Annotated in this window: 13 protein-coding genes and 1 riboswitch; of the genes, 11 read left to right on the forward strand and 2 right to left on the reverse strand. The window is 63.3% G+C overall.

Going from position 1 to position 15,350, the window contains the following annotated elements:
* The coding region (locus APH27_RS24575; RefSeq protein ID WP_060486131.1) for a TolC family outer membrane protein at positions 1–1,324 on the reverse strand (1,324 nt) is incomplete at its 3' end.
* A 161-nt stretch (positions 1,325–1,485) separates the two neighbouring features.
* Positions 1,486–1,592: riboswitch (TPP riboswitch) on the forward strand.
* A gap of 154 nt (positions 1,593–1,746) precedes the next feature.
* Between APH27_RS24575 and thiC the strand changes: the two genes are divergently transcribed.
* Complete coding sequence (gene thiC, locus APH27_RS24580) at positions 1,747–3,627, forward strand: phosphomethylpyrimidine synthase ThiC (protein ID WP_027920719.1); 1,881 nt, start codon at positions 1,747–1,749, stop codon at positions 3,625–3,627.
* A 165-nt stretch (positions 3,628–3,792) separates the two neighbouring features.
* Positions 3,793–5,076: a putative hydroxymethylpyrimidine transporter CytX gene (gene cytX, locus APH27_RS24585; protein WP_060486132.1), complete on the forward strand. Its 1,284-nt coding sequence runs from the start codon at positions 3,793–3,795 to the stop codon at positions 5,074–5,076.
* Here the strand turns inward: cytX and APH27_RS24590 are convergent.
* A complete protein-coding gene (locus tag APH27_RS24590; RefSeq protein WP_027920721.1) occupies positions 5,045–5,791 on the reverse strand; it encodes an RsiV family protein in 747 nt (248 codons plus the stop codon). The genes cytX and APH27_RS24590 overlap by 32 nt on opposite strands.
* A gap of 186 nt (positions 5,792–5,977) precedes the next feature.
* On the opposite strand from APH27_RS24590, the gene APH27_RS24595 reads away from it, so the two are divergent.
* The 9 genes from APH27_RS24595 to APH27_RS24635 all read left to right on the forward strand — a co-directional run bounded on the left by APH27_RS24595 (position 5,978) and on the right by APH27_RS24635 (position 15,277).
* Positions 5,978–6,598 carry an NUDIX domain-containing protein gene (locus tag APH27_RS24595; protein ID WP_027920722.1) on the forward strand — a complete coding sequence of 207 codons (621 nt, stop codon included), beginning with the start codon at positions 5,978–5,980 and terminating at the stop codon, positions 6,596–6,598.
* On the forward strand, positions 6,589–7,041 hold the full coding sequence (locus APH27_RS24600) for a DUF1249 domain-containing protein (RefSeq protein WP_027920723.1): 453 nt from the start codon (positions 6,589–6,591) through the stop codon (positions 7,039–7,041). Before APH27_RS24595 ends, APH27_RS24600 begins: the two co-directional genes overlap by 10 nt.
* 85 nt (positions 7,042–7,126) lie before the next feature.
* Positions 7,127–7,930, forward strand: a complete 804-nt coding sequence (gene cpdA / locus APH27_RS24605; protein ID WP_060486133.1) for a 3',5'-cyclic-AMP phosphodiesterase — start codon at positions 7,127–7,129, stop codon at positions 7,928–7,930.
* Between the two features lie 145 nt (positions 7,931–8,075).
* A complete protein-coding gene (locus tag APH27_RS24610) occupies positions 8,076–8,684 on the forward strand; it encodes a YqiA/YcfP family alpha/beta fold hydrolase (protein ID WP_027920725.1) in 609 nt (202 codons plus the stop codon).
* 35 nt (positions 8,685–8,719) lie between these two features.
* Complete coding sequence (gene parE / locus APH27_RS24615) at positions 8,720–10,624, forward strand: DNA topoisomerase IV subunit B (protein ID WP_027920726.1); 1,905 nt, start codon at positions 8,720–8,722, stop codon at positions 10,622–10,624.
* Positions 10,621–11,607: an esterase-like activity of phytase family protein gene (locus APH27_RS24620; protein ID WP_060486134.1), complete on the forward strand. Its 987-nt coding sequence runs from the start codon at positions 10,621–10,623 to the stop codon at positions 11,605–11,607. The genes parE and APH27_RS24620 overlap by 4 nt, the downstream gene beginning before the upstream one ends.
* The gene (locus tag APH27_RS24625; protein ID WP_027920728.1) at positions 11,604–12,122 is read left to right on the forward strand and encodes a TIGR02281 family clan AA aspartic protease; all 519 of its coding nucleotides are present in this window, start codon (positions 11,604–11,606) and stop codon (positions 12,120–12,122) included. Before APH27_RS24620 ends, APH27_RS24625 begins: the two co-directional genes overlap by 4 nt.
* A gap of 10 nt (positions 12,123–12,132) precedes the next feature.
* A complete protein-coding gene (parC, locus tag APH27_RS24630; protein ID WP_027920729.1) occupies positions 12,133–14,391 on the forward strand; it encodes a DNA topoisomerase IV subunit A in 2,259 nt (752 codons plus the stop codon).
* 175 nt (positions 14,392–14,566) lie between these two features.
* Positions 14,567–15,277 (forward strand): membrane integrity-associated transporter subunit PqiC, encoded by a 711-nt coding sequence (locus APH27_RS24635; protein ID WP_027920730.1) that lies wholly within the window; start codon positions 14,567–14,569, stop codon positions 15,275–15,277.
* Positions 15,278–15,350 lie beyond the last annotated feature (73 nt).

The following is a 15,350-nucleotide window of genomic DNA, read 5'->3' on the forward strand; positions in this document are numbered from 1 at the left end:
CCTGCGGGCTCAAGGTCCCGGCAGCTTGCTTGAGGCTCAGGTTGTCGAGAATGTAGTCATAGCGGCTGTTGTTGTAGTCACGCACCGAGGTGTACAGCTGGCGCTGGGCGTCGAGCACGTCGACGATGTTGCGGGTACCGACCTGGTAGCCGATTTCAGTGGCTTCCAGCGCACTCTGGTTGGAAATGATCGACTGCTTGCGCGCCTGCACCTGCTCCACATCGGTGTTTACCGCACGGTGCAGGTTGCGGGTGTTCTCCACCACCTGGCGGCGCAGGCTCTCACGCTGCTGTTCGCTCTGGCTCAGGCGCTGATAAGCCTCGCGGACTTGCGAGCTGGTCAGGCCGCCGCTGTAGATCGGGATATTCAGCTGCAGGCCGACGCTGGTCTGTTCCACATCGCCGCTGTAGCGCTGGCCGAACGGTGACGGGTTGGTGAAGCCGAGGCTGTCGTTGTCGCCTTTTTCGTACTTGGCCACCGCATCGAGGGTCGGCGCGTGGCCGGCCTTGCGCTGGCGCAGGGTTTCTTCGGCGGCGGCAACGGCGTGGTTGGTGGCCAGCAGGTTGAGGTTCTGGCGGCCTGCGGTTTCTACCCAGGCCTTGGCGTCGTTGGGGGTTGGCACTTTCACCGGTAGCGTGTGGACCACACCCTGGATCGAGCTGTATTCGCGGTTGGTCAGGGTGACCAAGGCCTCGAACGCGTCCTGTACCTGGCGCTCGGCGATGATCCGATTGGCCCGGGCGGTATCGTAGCTGGCCTGGGACTGCAGCACGTCGGTCTTGTCGGAAAGGCCGACGTCGAAACGTTCGTTGGACTGGTCCAGCTGGCGCTTGAAGGCCGCTTCCTCGGCCTTGGTAGCCGCCAAGTTGTCCTGGGCGCGCAGTACCGAGAAGTAATCCTGCGCGGTCTGCAGGATCAGGTTTTGCTCGGTAGCCGACAATTGCAAGGCTGCCTGTTCGTTCACCGCTTCGGCGGCTTGCAGCTGGAACCAGCGATCCGCGCGGAAGATCGGCTGCGCGAGGGTCGCGCTCCAGGTATTGCCGCTGCGGTTGGCGGTAGCCGACGGCTGGTCGATCTTGGTGCGGGTATTGAGCATCTCGGCACCAGCCGAGAGGTTTGGCAGCAAGCCGGCACGGGCCTGCGGCACGATTTCTTTCTGAGCGCCATAATCGGCACGGGCGGCTGCAAGATCGGCGTTGTTGTCGACCGCTTCCTGATAAACACTGACCAGGTCGGTTTTTACCGGAGTCGGCAAATCCGCTGCCCAGGCCACTCCGTTGGACGCACAAGACACGGCTATCGCCAGTGAAAGTTTGCGCAGCATAGAGGCAATCCTTGTACGAAATTTAATTACTGAACTGTTGAGTATCGAGCGACGGGCCAGTGTAGTGCCATGCGCACCCGCCAACAATCATAGGTTGCGCCTTTCATCTCCCCTGCGTTTTACCCGCTTGGCTTTGCCGACCACTCCAGTCTAGACTGCGCATGTTCTTGTCGGGGTGCCTTGAAGCAAAGGCTGAGATCGCAGAGGTGCGGATCCCGTTGAACCTGATCAGGTTAGCGCCTGCGTAGGGAACAAGATTGCTCGCCTTCCCGGGGAGCCTCTTGTGCCAGGTCCGGGAATGTCGCAGCTGCATGCAGCTTCAGGCACCCCCATGTCCGGCACTGCACCCGTCAAGGGTGCGTCCGCGTCGTTCAGGTTCACCCCGACATTCCACTGCTAGGAAGCCGTCTGGAGAGCCTGTGATGACCAAACAAGAAAAAACGATCAACCTCAGCGAATCGGCGCAAGTCGATCAGCAGTCCGTGCAACCGTTCCCGCGTTCGCGCAAGGTCTATGTCGAAGGCTCGCGCCCGGACATCCGCGTACCCATGCGCGAAATCAGCCTGGACGACACCCCTACCGACTTCGGTGGCGAAAGCAATGCACCGGTGCTGGTCTACGACACCTCCGGCCCGTACACCGACCCCAACGTCATCATCGATGTGCGCAAGGGCCTGGCCGACGTGCGATCGGCCTGGATCGAGGCGCGTGGCGACACCGAGCGCCTGGGCGGCCTGAGCTCCGACTTCGGCCAGCAGCGCCTGAACGATGCGGAGCTGGCCAAGCTGCGTTTTGCCCACGTGCGCAACCCTCGCCGTGCCAAGGCTGGCGCCAACGTCTCGCAGATGCACTATGCCCGCCAGGGCATCATCACCGCCGAGATGGAATACGTGGCCATCCGCGAGAACATGAAGCTGCAGGAAGCCCGCGCTGCTGGCCTGCTGAACGAGCAGCACGCCGGCCACAGCTTCGGTGCCAACATTCCGAAAGAAATCACCCCAGAGTTCGTCCGCCAGGAAGTCGCCCGTGGCCGCGCGATCATCCCGGCCAACATCAACCACCCTGAAGTGGAGCCGATGATCATCGGCCGCAACTTCCTGGTGAAGATCAACGGCAACATTGGCAATAGCGCCCTGGGTTCCTCGATCGAGGAAGAAGTGGCCAAGCTGACCTGGGGTATTCGCTGGGGCTCGGACACCGTCATGGACCTGTCCACCGGCAAGCACATTCACGAAACCCGCGAGTGGATCATCCGCAACTCGCCGGTGCCGATCGGTACCGTGCCAATCTACCAAGCCTTGGAAAAGGTCAACGGCGTGGCCGAGGACCTGACCTGGGAGCTGTTCCGCGACACCTTGATCGAACAGGCCGAGCAAGGCGTGGACTACTTCACCATCCACGCCGGTGTGCTATTGCGCTATGTGCCGCTGACCGCCAAGCGCGTCACCGGTATCGTAAGCCGCGGTGGCTCGATCATGGCCAAGTGGTGCCTGGCGCATCACAAGGAAAACTTCCTGTACACGCACTTCGACGAGATTTGCGAAATCATGAAGGCCTACGACGTCAGCTTCTCGCTTGGCGACGGCCTGCGCCCAGGTTCGATCGCCGACGCCAACGACGCGGCCCAGTTCGGTGAGCTGGAAACCCTCGGGGAGCTGACCAAGATCGCCTGGAAGCATGACGTGCAGTGCATGATCGAAGGCCCCGGCCACGTGCCGATGCAGCTGATCAAGGAGAACATGGACAAGCAGCTGGAATGCTGCGACGAGGCGCCGTTCTACACCCTCGGCCCGCTGACCACCGATATCGCCCCGGGCTACGACCACATCACCTCGGGTATCGGTGCGGCAATGATCGGCTGGTTCGGTTGCGCCATGCTCTGCTACGTCACGCCCAAGGAGCACCTGGGCCTGCCGAACAAGGATGACGTCAAGACGGGCATCATCACCTACAAGATCGCCGCCCATGCTGCGGACCTTGCCAAAGGTCACCCGGGTGCGCAGATTCGCGACAATGCCTTGTCCAAGGCACGTTTCGAATTCCGCTGGGAAGACCAGTTCAACCTTGGGCTGGACCCCGATACCGCGCGCGCCTTCCATGACGAAACCTTGCCGAAGGAATCGGCCAAGGTCGCGCACTTCTGCTCGATGTGCGGGCCGAAGTTCTGCTCGATGAAGATCACCCAGGAAGTGCGTGAGTACGCGGCCAAGATCGAGGCCGTGGACGTGACGGTCGAGCAAGGCATGCGCGAGCAGGCCGAGCGGTTCCGCCAGGAAGGCAGCCAGCTTTACCACAAAGTCTAAGCACGCTGGGGCCGCCTTGCGGCCCTTTCGCGACACAAGGCCGCTCTCACAGGGGCTGCGCAAGGCTGGATGCCTGCGCTGTACTTGTGGGAGCGGCCTTGTGTCGCGATTCGAGGACGAAGTCCTCGCCAAGAACACCAACAACATTGCCGGCGAGCGCCAAAAATGACATCACCCAGCCCATTCTCCCCCGACCACCCGGTCCCCACCCACCAGCGCATCTTCGGCGCCCGTGACCTGTTCTCTCTGTGGTTCTCCCTCGGCATCGGCCTGATGGTCCTGCAGGTCGGTGCCATGCTGGCCCCAGGCCTTGGCCTGGCTGGCGCAATACTGGCCATCGCCCTTGGCACCGGTGTCGGTGTGCTGTTGCTGGGTGCTGCCGGGGTCATCGGCAGTGATACCGGCCTGTCGGCCATGGGCACCCTGAAGCTGAGCCTGGGCCGCCATGGCGCGCGCCTGCCGGCACTGCTCAACCTGCTGCAACTGGTGGGCTGGGGGGCGTTCGAGATCATCGTCATGCGCGATGCTGCCAGCCTGCTGGGTGCCCGTGCGTTCGGTGAAGACAGTGCCTGGAACAGCCCGATGCTCTGGACCCTGTGCTTCGGTGGCCTGGCCACCTTGCTGGCGGTCAGCGGGCCGTTGGCGTTCGTGCGCAAAGTACTGCGCGCCTGGGGCATCTGGCTGCTGCTGGGGGCGTGCCTGTGGCTGACCTGGAACCTGTTCGCCAAGGCCGACCTTGCTGAGCTCTGGAACCGCGCCGGGGATGGTTCGATGTCGCTGGCGGTAGGCTTCGACATCGCCATCGCCATGCCGTTGTCATGGTTGCCGCTGATCGCCGACTACTCGCGCTTTGCCCGCAACGGCAAGCATGTATTCGGCGGAACCGTTGTGGGCTACTTCATCGGCAATACCTGGCTGATGAGCCTGGGCGTGGCTTACACCCTGGCGTTTGCTGCCAGTGGCGAAGTCAATGCACTGCTGCTCGCCCTGGCAGGCGCTGGCATGGGTATCCCGCTGCTGTTGATTCTGCTGGACGAGTCGGAAAAGGCGTTCGCCGACATCCACTCGGCGGCTGTTTCCACCGGCGTGCTGCTGCCGCTGAAGGTCGAGCACCTGGCCTTGGCCATTGGTGTGCTGTGTACGCTGATCGCCTTGCTGGCGCCATTGGCCCAGTACGAGAACTTCCTGCTGTTGATCGGTTCGGTATTCGCGCCGCTGTTCGGCGTGGTGCTGATGGACCACTACGTGATCCGCCGCCGCCGCCTGCCGGTACAGGTCGATGGTTTGCACTGGCCGGCGCTGGTGGCCTGGGTGGTGGGCGTGGCGGCCTATCACGTGATCGCCGCCAAGGCCCCGGAGCTGGGGGCTACCCTGCCAGCACTGCTGCTGGCAGGTGGTCTGCATGGGCTGCTGAGCTTCAGCCGCGGCCGGGAAACAGCTCAGGCTTGAGCACGCCGTTCAGGCGTGGGTAAGGAATCTTCAGCTCCACGTGGCCCATGGAGTAGGGCGCGATGGCATAGACCTCGTACTTCACCACCAGCGCGCCGTACGTCAGGGCGATGTGCGGCGAGCGCTTGAAGGGCCAGGTCTTGACGAATTCGGCGTCCTTGTCCATACCCACGCTGATCAGCCAGGCGCGGTGAGACTCTTCAACGGTCTTCCAGAAGGTCTCCTCCTGGCCTGGCACCAGCATGTCCTGCAGTGTCAGCACCTTGTCCAGCTTGCGCGAATAGTTGATGAAGCCGCGCCCCGGCATGCCGTGGGCGCCGCCGCTGTCGAGGTAGCTGGACAGCTCGATGATCACCAGCCCGTCATGCTGCTCACGTACCTTGGCTTGCAGGTAGCTGCTGTTGCGTTTGTCGGCGCTGGCCAGGTATTGCTGCTCGTAGGCCTGCAGGGTGCTTGGCGCGGTGCCATGCTGATTGTCTTCGGTCAGTTGCAGCAGGCGCTTTTCGACGATGGCATCAAGCTTGGGCTGGGCCGGGAAGTGGATGGTGTCGATGTTCACCAGTGGGCAGTCGCTTGCGCTGCAGCCAGGTTTGACGTGCTCCCAGGCATCACGCTTGACCTCGAGCGGGGTCCGGTAATTGGGTGCGAACACGCTCTGGCAGGCGCCCAGCGCGAGTGCCAGCACGGCCACGGAAGTCAGTTTGACAAGTGTCATGATGATCCTTGCAGAACAGGGAAAAGTCGGCCTTTGACCGTCTGCGCGGCCTTCAGTTCGCCACTAAGCTAACAGAGTGAAGGCGTACTGTCCCGAGTGCGCGAACGGTTGCCGGAAAGGGGTGAAACGGGCAACCGTGCAGAGTAGGATGGCGCGATGCGGTAATTGAGGTAAATGAGGATTTCCATGTCAGACACGTTGAATTCGGTGCCCAAGGCGGTCGAGATCGCCGAGCGGGCCAATTGCTTCAAGGGTTTCTACAAGCTCGACAAGGTGCGCCTGCGCCACGAACTGTTCGCAGGCGGCATGAGTGGTGAGATCAGTCGCGAGCTGTTCGTGCGCCACGACGCCGTGTGTGTGCTGCCCTATGATCCTGCGCGTGACGAAGTGGTGCTGATCGAGCAATTCCGTGTCGGGGCCTTGGGCAAGATCGACAACCCTTGGCTGATCGAAATGGTCGCCGGGCTGATCGACAAGGAATCCGAAGAGCCGGAAGAAGTCGCCCACCGCGAAGCCGAAGAGGAAGCCGGGCTGGCCATCAGCGCCCTGTGGCCGATGACCCGCTACTTTCCTTCGCCAGGCGGCAGCGACGAGTACGTGCACCTGTTCCTCGGCCGCTGTACCAGTGAAGGTGCCGGCGGTTTGCATGGGCTGGAAACCGAAGGTGAGGACATCCGCGTGCGCGTCTGGTCGTTCGACGATGCGCTGCAGGCGGTACGCGATGGGCGTATATGCAACGCGGCGACCATCATCAGCCTGCAGTGGCTGGCCCTGAACAAAGATGAAGTCCGAGGTATGTGGAAGTGAACCTCTTGCGTGAGCGTTATCGGGTCGATCTGGCCGGGCTGCAAGCAGCCTGCGAGGCCAACTATGCCCGGCTCATGCGCCTGCTGCCCGATATGCGTACCACCCAGAGTTCGCGGCGCATCGGCATGACCCAGGGCGACCAGATGCTCGGTGTGCTGGTGCTCGATGTGCTGCTGGCCTGCCCCTATACCACCACGTTGCGGGTGCGCCAGGAGCACAGCCTGCCCTGGTTGCCGGTGCCTCACCTTGAGGTGCAGGTTTATCACGATGCGCGCATGGCCGAAGTGGTCAGCGCCGAGCACACGCGCCGCCTGCGCAGTATCTACCCGTACCCCAACGAAGCCATGCACCAGCCAGACGAGAAGGCACAGCTCAATCTGTTCCTCGGCGAATGGCTCAGCCATTGCCTGGCCTGTGGCCACGAACTGGCAAGTGTGCGCTGAAATGTGACCTGGTTCGGCTGCGAGTGTTTGCTCGCAACCGTTCCAGCGCCATAATTCGTGCAGTACCCGTTCGAGGAGACGGCCGTTGCCGCACCCACACCCTTCCCCTGCGCCCGTGCATGTGGTGCAACTGACCGACGCCCACCTGTTCGCCGACCCGGCAGGCACCTTGCTGGGCCTCAATACCCGTGACAGTTTGCGCCATGTGGTGGCACAGGTGCGCCGTGAGCAGCCGCGGGTCGACCTGCTGCTGTGTACCGGCGACCTGTCCCAGGATGGTAGCGTCGGGTCGTATGAAGCGTTTCGCGCGTTGACCGGCGAGTTTGCCGGGCCAACCCGCTGGTTGCCGGGCAACCATGATGAAGCCAGGGTCATGGCCCAGGTGGCCCCGGAGCTGGTGCAGGCCGTCACTGACATTGGCGCCTGGCGCGTGGTCATGCTGAACACGGCAGTGCCTGGCGCTACTCACGGGTTGCTCGGACCGGATCAGCTGTTGGCCCTCGATGATGCGCTGTCATCGGCCGGTGAGCGCCACTGCCTGGTGTGTTGCCACCATCAGCCGGTGGAGATCGGTTGTGCCTGGATCGCCCCGATCGGTTTGCGAAATGCCGATCAACTCCTGCAGCGCCTGCACGGTTATCCACAGGTGAAAGCATTGCTTTGGGGGCACATTCACCAGGAATGGGATGAAGAACGCGATGGCTTGCGCCTGCTGGCCACGCCATCGACCTGCATCCAGTTCGCGGCGGGCAGCGAGGACTTCAAGGTCAGCGAGGAGCAGCCGGGGTATCGCTGGTTGCGCCTGCATGCCGATGGGCGGGTGGAGACCGGTGTGGAGCGAGCCGCTGATTTCGAAGTGAAGCTCGACTTCAACAGCCCGGGGTATTGAAGACCCCGGGCTGCTTAGCAGTCCCAGCCTTTTGGAGAAATTGTTGCGAAATTGGCCATCTGGCGCCAAAGCCCGGCGAACACGCTACACTGCGCGTCCCTGCGCCCACTCGATCGGGCGCGAAGCCACAGATTCCGGGGGCAGCATGTCGGGTACCATCCTCTATATCCATGGCTTCAACAGCTCACCGCTTTCCACCAAGGCGCGCCAGCTCGAGGCTGTCATGCAGCAGATGGGCCTGTCGCAGCAGTTGCGCGTCCCGAGCTTGCACCACCACCCGCGCCAGGCCATGGTCCAGCTCGAAGCCGCCATCGCCGAGCTCGGGGCGCCCCTGCTGGTCGGCAGTTCGCTCGGCGGCTACTATGCCACCCATCTGGCCGAGCGCCATGGGCTGAAAGCCTTGCTGGTCAACCCGGCAGTCACCCCGCACAAGCGCTTCGACGGTTACCTGGGGGCCCAGCGCAACCACTACACTGGCGAGACTTGGACGCTGACCCTGGACCATGTGCAAGCCTTGGCCGAGCTGGAAGTCCCGGCGCCGACCGACCCAGGCCGCTATCAAGTGTGGCTGCAGACCGCCGATGAAACACTGGACTATCGCCACGCCGAGCATTATTACCGGGCTTGCGCGCTACGCATCCAGGCCGGTGGCGACCACAGTTACCAAGGCTTTGCCGAACAACTGCCAGGCCTGCTGGCGTTCGCCGGTATTGCCCGGCAGCAGTATGCGGCACTCGATTTTTCTGTATTTTGATCTTTTTGCATTCACCAGACTGACGACGAGAACCCATGGCCAATCCCAGCGCTAGCGCCTATAACGCAGACGCCATCGAAGTCCTCTCCGGCCTCGACCCGGTGCGTAAACGCCCGGGCATGTACACCGATACCAGCCGGCCTAATCACCTGGCCCAGGAAGTCATCGACAACAGCGTCGACGAAGCCCTGGCCGGTCACGCCCGCTCGGTGCAGGTCATCCTCCACGCCGACCACTCGCTGGAAGTCAGTGACGATGGCCGTGGCATGCCGGTGGACATCCACCCTGAAGAGGGCGTGTCGGGCGTCGAGCTGATCCTCACCAAGCTGCACGCCGGCGGCAAGTTCTCCAACAAGAACTACCAGTTCTCCGGCGGCCTGCACGGCGTGGGTATTTCGGTGGTCAATGCCCTGTCGACCCAGGTGCGCGTGCGCGTCAAACGTGACGGCAACGAGTACCAGATGACCTTTGCCGATGGCTTCAAGGCCAGCGAGCTGGAAGTGGTCGGTACGGTCGGCAAGCGCAACACCGGTACCAGCGTGTACTTCAGCCCGGACCCGAAGTATTTCGATTCGGCGAAGTTCTCCATCAGCCGCCTCAAGCACGTGCTCAAGGCCAAGGCCGTATTGTGCCCGGGCCTGCTGGTCAGCTTCGAGGACAAGGCCAGCGGCGAGAAGGTCGAGTGGCACTACGAAGATGGCCTGCGTTCGTACCTGGTCGACTCGGTCAGTGAGTTCCAGCGCCTGCCCGACGAGCCGTTCTGCGGCAGCCTGGCGGGTAACAAGGAGGCTGTGGACTGGGCCCTGCTGTGGCTGCCTGAAGGCGGCGACAGCGTTCAGGAAAGCTACGTCAACCTGATCCCTACCGCCCAAGGCGGTACTCATGTCAACGGCCTGCGCCAAGGCCTGCTCGACGCCATGCGCGAGTTCTGCGAATTCCGCAACCTGCTGCCGCGTGGGGTCAAGCTGGCGCCGGAAGACGTCTGGGAGCGCATTACCTTCGTCCTCTCGATGAAGATGCAGGAACCACAGTTCTCCGGCCAGACCAAAGAGCGCCTGTCGTCTCGCGAGGCTGCGGCGTTTGTTTCCGGTGTGGTCAAGGACGCCTTCAGTCTGTGGCTCAATGCCCACCCCGAGCTGGGCATGCAACTGGCCGAGCTGGCCATCAGCAACGCCGGCCGGCGCCTCAAGGCCAGCAAGAAGGTTGAGCGCAAACGCATCACCCAGGGCCCGGCGTTGCCAGGCAAACTGGCCGATTGCGCCGGGCAGGACCCGATGCGCGCCGAACTGTTCCTGGTCGAGGGTGACTCTGCCGGTGGCTCGGCCAAGCAGGCCCGTGACAAAGAATTCCAGGCCATCCTGCCGCTGCGCGGCAAAATCCTCAACACCTGGGAAGTAGACGGCGGCGAAGTGCTGGCCAGCCAGGAAGTGCACAACATCGCCGTGGCCATCGGTGTCGACCCTGGCGCGGCCGACCTGTCGCAGTTGCGCTACGGCAAGGTCTGCATCCTCGCCGACGCCGACTCGGACGGCCTGCACATCGCCACCTTGCTTTGCGCACTGTTCGTCCAGCACTTCCGCCCGTTGGTCGAGGCCGGCCACGTCTACGTCGCCATGCCGCCGCTGTACCGTATCGACCTGGGCAAGGAAATCTACTACGCCCTCGACGAAGCGGAGCGTGATGGCATCCTCGACCGGCTGGTAGCCGAGAAGAAGCGCGGCAAGCCGCAGGTCACCCGATTCAAGGGCCTGGGTGAGATGAACCCGCCGCAGCTGCGTGAAACCACCATGGACCCGAACACCCGGCGCCTGGTCCAGCTGACCCTGGACGACGTGCAGGGCACCACCGAGATCATGGACATGCTGCTGGCCAAGAAGCGCGCCGGCGACCGTAAGAACTGGCTGGAAACCAAAGGTAACCTGGCTGAGGTCCTGGTTTGATTCGTCTGCTGGTCGCGGCCTGCCTCGCGCTGGTTGCCTTGCCGAGCCTGGCGGGCAACTGGCCGGAACTGAAGCTCGCCTCCGAACACCCGATCGAGGGCATGCGCGGTGGCAACCTGTCCGGCCTGGCCGAGTGCCGGGGCGGGCTGTGGGGTGTATCCGATCGTGATGACGACCGCATCTACCGCTTCGACCAGCAGAACGCCGTATGGCGCGCCCAGCCGCTGACCTTCACGCCACCGCCAGTGCCCGAGAGCGGCCTGCCGTGGGGGTTGAAGTCGCGTAACTGGGCGGCGTCCTACGTGCGTGGTGGCGAACTGGATTACGAAGGCATCACCTGTGACCAGGCAGGCAACCTCTACCTGGTCAGCGAGGCCCATGCGGCGGTGCTGCAGTTGCCTGCCGAGGGTGAGCCAGCGTGGCTGAAGATTGACCCGGCGATGGTGCGTCAGGCCCGTGCCAGCGGCATGCTGCTCAACTTCAATGCCCTGTTCGAGGGCCTGGCAATCAACCCGGCGGGCGACCGCCTGTGGCTGGCAGCCGAGCGCGAACGGCGTGGCCTGGTGGCCATCGAGCGCCAGCAGTCGGTGTGGACCTGCGGGCGCAGTTGCGTGTTGCTGAGCGAAGCTGGGGTCGAAATGCAGCCACCACAGATGCCCAAACCCCGGGCGCTGTCCCGCGACTTCGCCGACCTCGCCTGGTTCGAGGGCAAGCTGTTTACCCTCGAGCGCAACGCCTACCGCGTGTGCCGGCGTGATGCCACCAGCGGCAAGGTCGAGCAGTGCTGGTCGTTCGCCGCCGAGGCCTTGGTGCCAGAGCGCCGCTACGACCAGCCCTTCGGCCTGGCCGAAGCGTTGGTGATCGATGCCAAAGGCGCCTGGATCGGCCTGGACAACAACAACGGCGACCGTGCCGATGGCGAAAGCCGGCCGATCGTCTGGCGCTTTGAAGCGCCGCAGGGCGGCTGGAGCGCCACGCCATGAGCCAGGCACCGGGCAAGCGTGCGGGCAAGGTACTGATGATCGTCGCCTGGGCGGCGGGGCTGTTCCTGGCCACACGTTTCTTCGGGCAATGGGAAGAGCACGAGCGCAACCCGAACACGCAGGTGCAGTCGTCCCATGGCGACGGTTTCATCGAAGTGCGCCTGCTGGGTAATGGCCAGGGCCACTTCGTGGTGGACGGCGCGATCAACGGCCAGGTGGTGCATTTCATGCTCGACACCGGTGCCACCGACGTGGCGATCCCCGAGGCGCTGGCCAAGGACCTGAACCTGCAGCGCGGTAGCCCCGTGGTGCTGAGCACCGCCAACGGCCGTACCGAGGGCTACCGAACGCGGCTGGGCACCCTGCAACTGGGCGATATCCGGCTACAGAACGTGCGCGCTCTGGTGGTGCCGGGCCTGGACGGGCAGACCGTACTGCTGGGCATGAGCGCCCTCAAACAACTTGAATTTACCCAGCGCGGCGGCACCATGCTGCTGCGCCAGAACCTGAAATGACGAGGCCCGCATGAGCGACTCACTGGAACTCAGCCTGGACGGCGTCGAACGCCGCTCGCTGGCTGACTTCACCGAACAGGCCTACCTCAACTACTCCATGTACGTGATCATGGACCGGGCCTTGCCGCACATCGGCGACGGCCTGAAGCCGGTGCAGCGCCGCATCGTCTACGCCATGAGCGAGTTGGGGCTCGATGCCGACGCCAAGCACAAGAAGTCCGCCCGTACCGTCGGTGACGTGCTCGGCAAGTTCCACCCCCATGGCGATTCGGCCTGCTACGAAGCCATGGTGCTGATGGCGCAGCCGTTCAGCTACCGCTACACCCTGGTAGACGGCCAGGGCAACTGGGGTGCGCCGGACGATCCGAAGTCGTTCGCCGCCATGCGTTACACCGAGGCACGCCTGTCGCGTTATTCGGAAGTGCTGCTCAGCGAAGTGGGCCAGGGCACCGTCGACTGGGTACCGAACTTCGACGGCACGCTGCAGGAGCCTGCGGTACTGCCGGCGCGCCTGCCGAATATCCTGCTCAACGGCACCACCGGTATCGCCGTGGGCATGGCCACCGACGTGCCGCCGCACAACCTGCGTGAAGTGGCCAGCGCCTGCGTGCGCCTGCTCGACGAGCCCAAGGCCACCATCGAGCAGCTGTGCGAACACATTAAGGGCCCGGACTACCCGACCGAGGCCGAAATCATTACCCCGCGTGGGGAAATCCAGAAGATCTACGAAAGCGGCCGCGGCTCTATCCGCATGCGCGCCGTCTACCGCGTCGAGGATGGCGACATTGTGGTTACCGCGCTGCCCCATCAGGTTTCCGGGGCCAAGGTGCTGGAGCAGATCGCCGCGCAGATGCAAGCCAAGAAGTTGCCGATGGTCGCCGACCTGCGTGACGAGTCGGACCACGAGAACCCTTGCCGCATCGTCATCATTCCACGCTCCAACCGCGTCGATGCCGACGAACTGATGCAGCACCTGTTCGCCACCACCGACCTGGAAAGCAGCTACCGGGTCAACGTCAACATCATCGGCCTCGACGGTCGCCCGCAGCTGAAGAACCTGCGCGCGCTGCTGCTGGAATGGCTAGAGTTTCGTACCAACACCGTTCGCCGACGCCTGCAGCACCGCCTGGACAAGGTCGAAAAGCGCCTGCACCTGTTGGAAGGTTTGCTCACTGCGTTCCTCAACCTGGATGAAGTGATCCACATCATCCGTACCGAAGAGCACCCCAAGCAGGCGCTGATCGAACGTTTCCAGCTCACCGAGATCCAGGCCGACTACATCCTCGAGACACGCCTGCGGCAGTTGGCGCGTCTGGAAGAGATGAAAATCCGTGGCGAACAGGACGAACTGCTCAAGGAGCAGGCCAAACTGCAAGCCCTGCTGGGCAGCGACGCCAAGCTGCGCAAGCTGGTGCGTAGCGAGCTGATCAAGGACGCCGAAACCTATGGCGACGACCGCCGCTCGCCAATCGTCGAGCGCGCCGAAGCCAAGGCCCTGTCGGAAAACGAGCTGATGCCGACCGAGCCGGTCACCGTGGTGCTGTCGGAAAAGGGCTGGGTGCGTTGCGCCAAGGGCCACGACATCGACGCTACCGGCCTGTCCTACAAGGCCGGCGACGGCTTCAAGGCCGCCGCTGCCGGGCGCTCCAACCAGTTTGCCGTGCTGATCGATTCCACCGGGCGCAGTTATTCGGTGGCCGCGCATACCCTGCCATCGGCGCGTGGCCAGGGCGAGCCATTGACCGGCCGCCTGACGCCACCGCCAGGGGCGACCTTCGAATGCGTGCTGCTGCCAGACGATGATGCACTGTATGTGGTGGCTTCGGACGCCGGTTACGGGTTCGTGGTCAAAGGTGAAGACCTGCAGGCCAAGAACAAGGCCGGCAAAGGGCTGCTCAGCTTGCCTAACGGCGCAAAGGTCATGACCCCGCGCCCGGTGGCCGACCGTGAGCAGGACTGGCTGGCGGCGGTGACCACCGAAGGTCGCTTGCTGGTGTTCAAGGTTTCCGACCTGCCACAGCTGGGCAAAGGCAAGGGCAACAAGATCATCGGTGTGCCCGGTGATCGGGTTGCCAGTCGTGAAGAATTTGTCACCGATCTGGCGGTGATTGCCGAGGGTGCAACCCTTGTATTGCAAGCCGGCAAGCGTACCCTGTCTCTTAAAGCCGACGACCTCGAACACTACAAGGGCGAGCGTGGCCGGCGCGGTAGCAAGCTGCCACGCGGCTTCCAGCGGGTCGACAGCTTGCAGGTGGAAATGCCGGCATAATCCGACGAAATGTCTGGAACGGCAATTTCAACGCCGTTCCAGGCAGAAATGCTGGAGTCGAGCCGACATTTCGCGGATGATAGTGCCCCTGCGGTGCCGGCGTGGCCGTGTGCCCGATTGAATCTCTATCAGTATCACTGCGGTTTGCCTGGTAGCGACCGCCTGGATGGGTTGAATGAAATTCCTGCGCCTTCCATTTGCGCTGTTGATGACGGGTTTGCTGGGGCTGGGCGGGTGCAGCATGCACCAGCCAGTTGCCTTGTACCAACTCGACAGCGGTGATCCTGGCCAGCCTTCGCAAAGTGCGGGCATGGCCGTGGTGCTCGGCCCGGTGTCGGTAGCCGATTATCTGCAACGCGAAACCTTCTTGCAGCGTCAGGCTGATGGCAGCCTGAGTTCGGCGACAGACGGTCGCTGGGCCGGTAGCCTGTCGGCGGACATCGATCAGTTGCTGGTGCGTCAGCTGGCCTGGCGCCTGGACAGCCAGCGTGTGGTGCTGGCCCCGGCCAGCACTGGCTTCTCCCCGGACGTGCAGGTGCTGCTGTCGATCACCCGCCTGGACTCTGGCAAGAACCAACCGGCGATTCTCGATGCGCAATGGCGCCTGCTCGACCGCCGTGGCCATGTGCGTGACAACCGTATCGTTCACCTTGAGCAACCGCATGAGGGTAGCGAATCGTCCCAGGTTCAAGCCCAGGGGCAGTTGCTGCAGAAGCTGGCCGAGCAGTTGAGCGTGGCGGTGAAGCCGCTGGCCAATCAGCCTGCGGTTGCTGAAGAAGCACCGAAGAAACAGGCAGCACCGGTACAGGTCAAGAAAGAGCCAGAGAAGTCGAAGATCCCGATGGCTTCGCCGATTCGCACCGATATGGAAGTCTATCGGTTCTGATCAAGTAGCCATCCACAAAAAAGCCCGCATCATCGCGGGCTTTTTTGTGGGTGGCTGAAATTGCTGGGGCCGC

This window comes from Pseudomonas sp. NBRC 111123, from assembly GCF_001320205.1.
GTDB classification, from domain to species: Bacteria; Pseudomonadota; Gammaproteobacteria; order Pseudomonadales; family Pseudomonadaceae; genus Aquipseudomonas; species Aquipseudomonas putida_J.

Excerpts from the sequence above, each read along its gene's own strand:
- APH27_RS24590 (WP_027920721.1), bottom strand. The coding sequence starts at position 5,791 with ATGACACTTGTCAAACTGACTTCCGTGGCCGTGCTGGCACTCGCGCTG.
- thiC (WP_027920719.1), top strand. The coding sequence starts at position 1,747 with ATGACCAAACAAGAAAAAACGATCAACCTCAGCGAATCGGCGCAAGTC.
- parE (WP_027920726.1), top strand. The coding sequence starts at position 8,720 with ATGGCCAATCCCAGCGCTAGCGCCTATAACGCAGACGCCATCGAAGTC.
- APH27_RS24610 (WP_027920725.1), top strand. The coding sequence starts at position 8,076 with ATGTCGGGTACCATCCTCTATATCCATGGCTTCAACAGCTCACCGCTT.
- cytX (WP_060486132.1), top strand. The coding sequence starts at position 3,793 with ATGACATCACCCAGCCCATTCTCCCCCGACCACCCGGTCCCCACCCAC.
- APH27_RS24625 (WP_027920728.1), top strand. The coding sequence starts at position 11,604 with ATGAGCCAGGCACCGGGCAAGCGTGCGGGCAAGGTACTGATGATCGTC.
- APH27_RS24595 (WP_027920722.1), top strand. The coding sequence starts at position 5,978 with ATGTCAGACACGTTGAATTCGGTGCCCAAGGCGGTCGAGATCGCCGAG.
- APH27_RS24635 (WP_027920730.1), top strand. The coding sequence starts at position 14,567 with ATGAAATTCCTGCGCCTTCCATTTGCGCTGTTGATGACGGGTTTGCTG.
- parC (WP_027920729.1), top strand. The coding sequence starts at position 12,133 with ATGAGCGACTCACTGGAACTCAGCCTGGACGGCGTCGAACGCCGCTCG.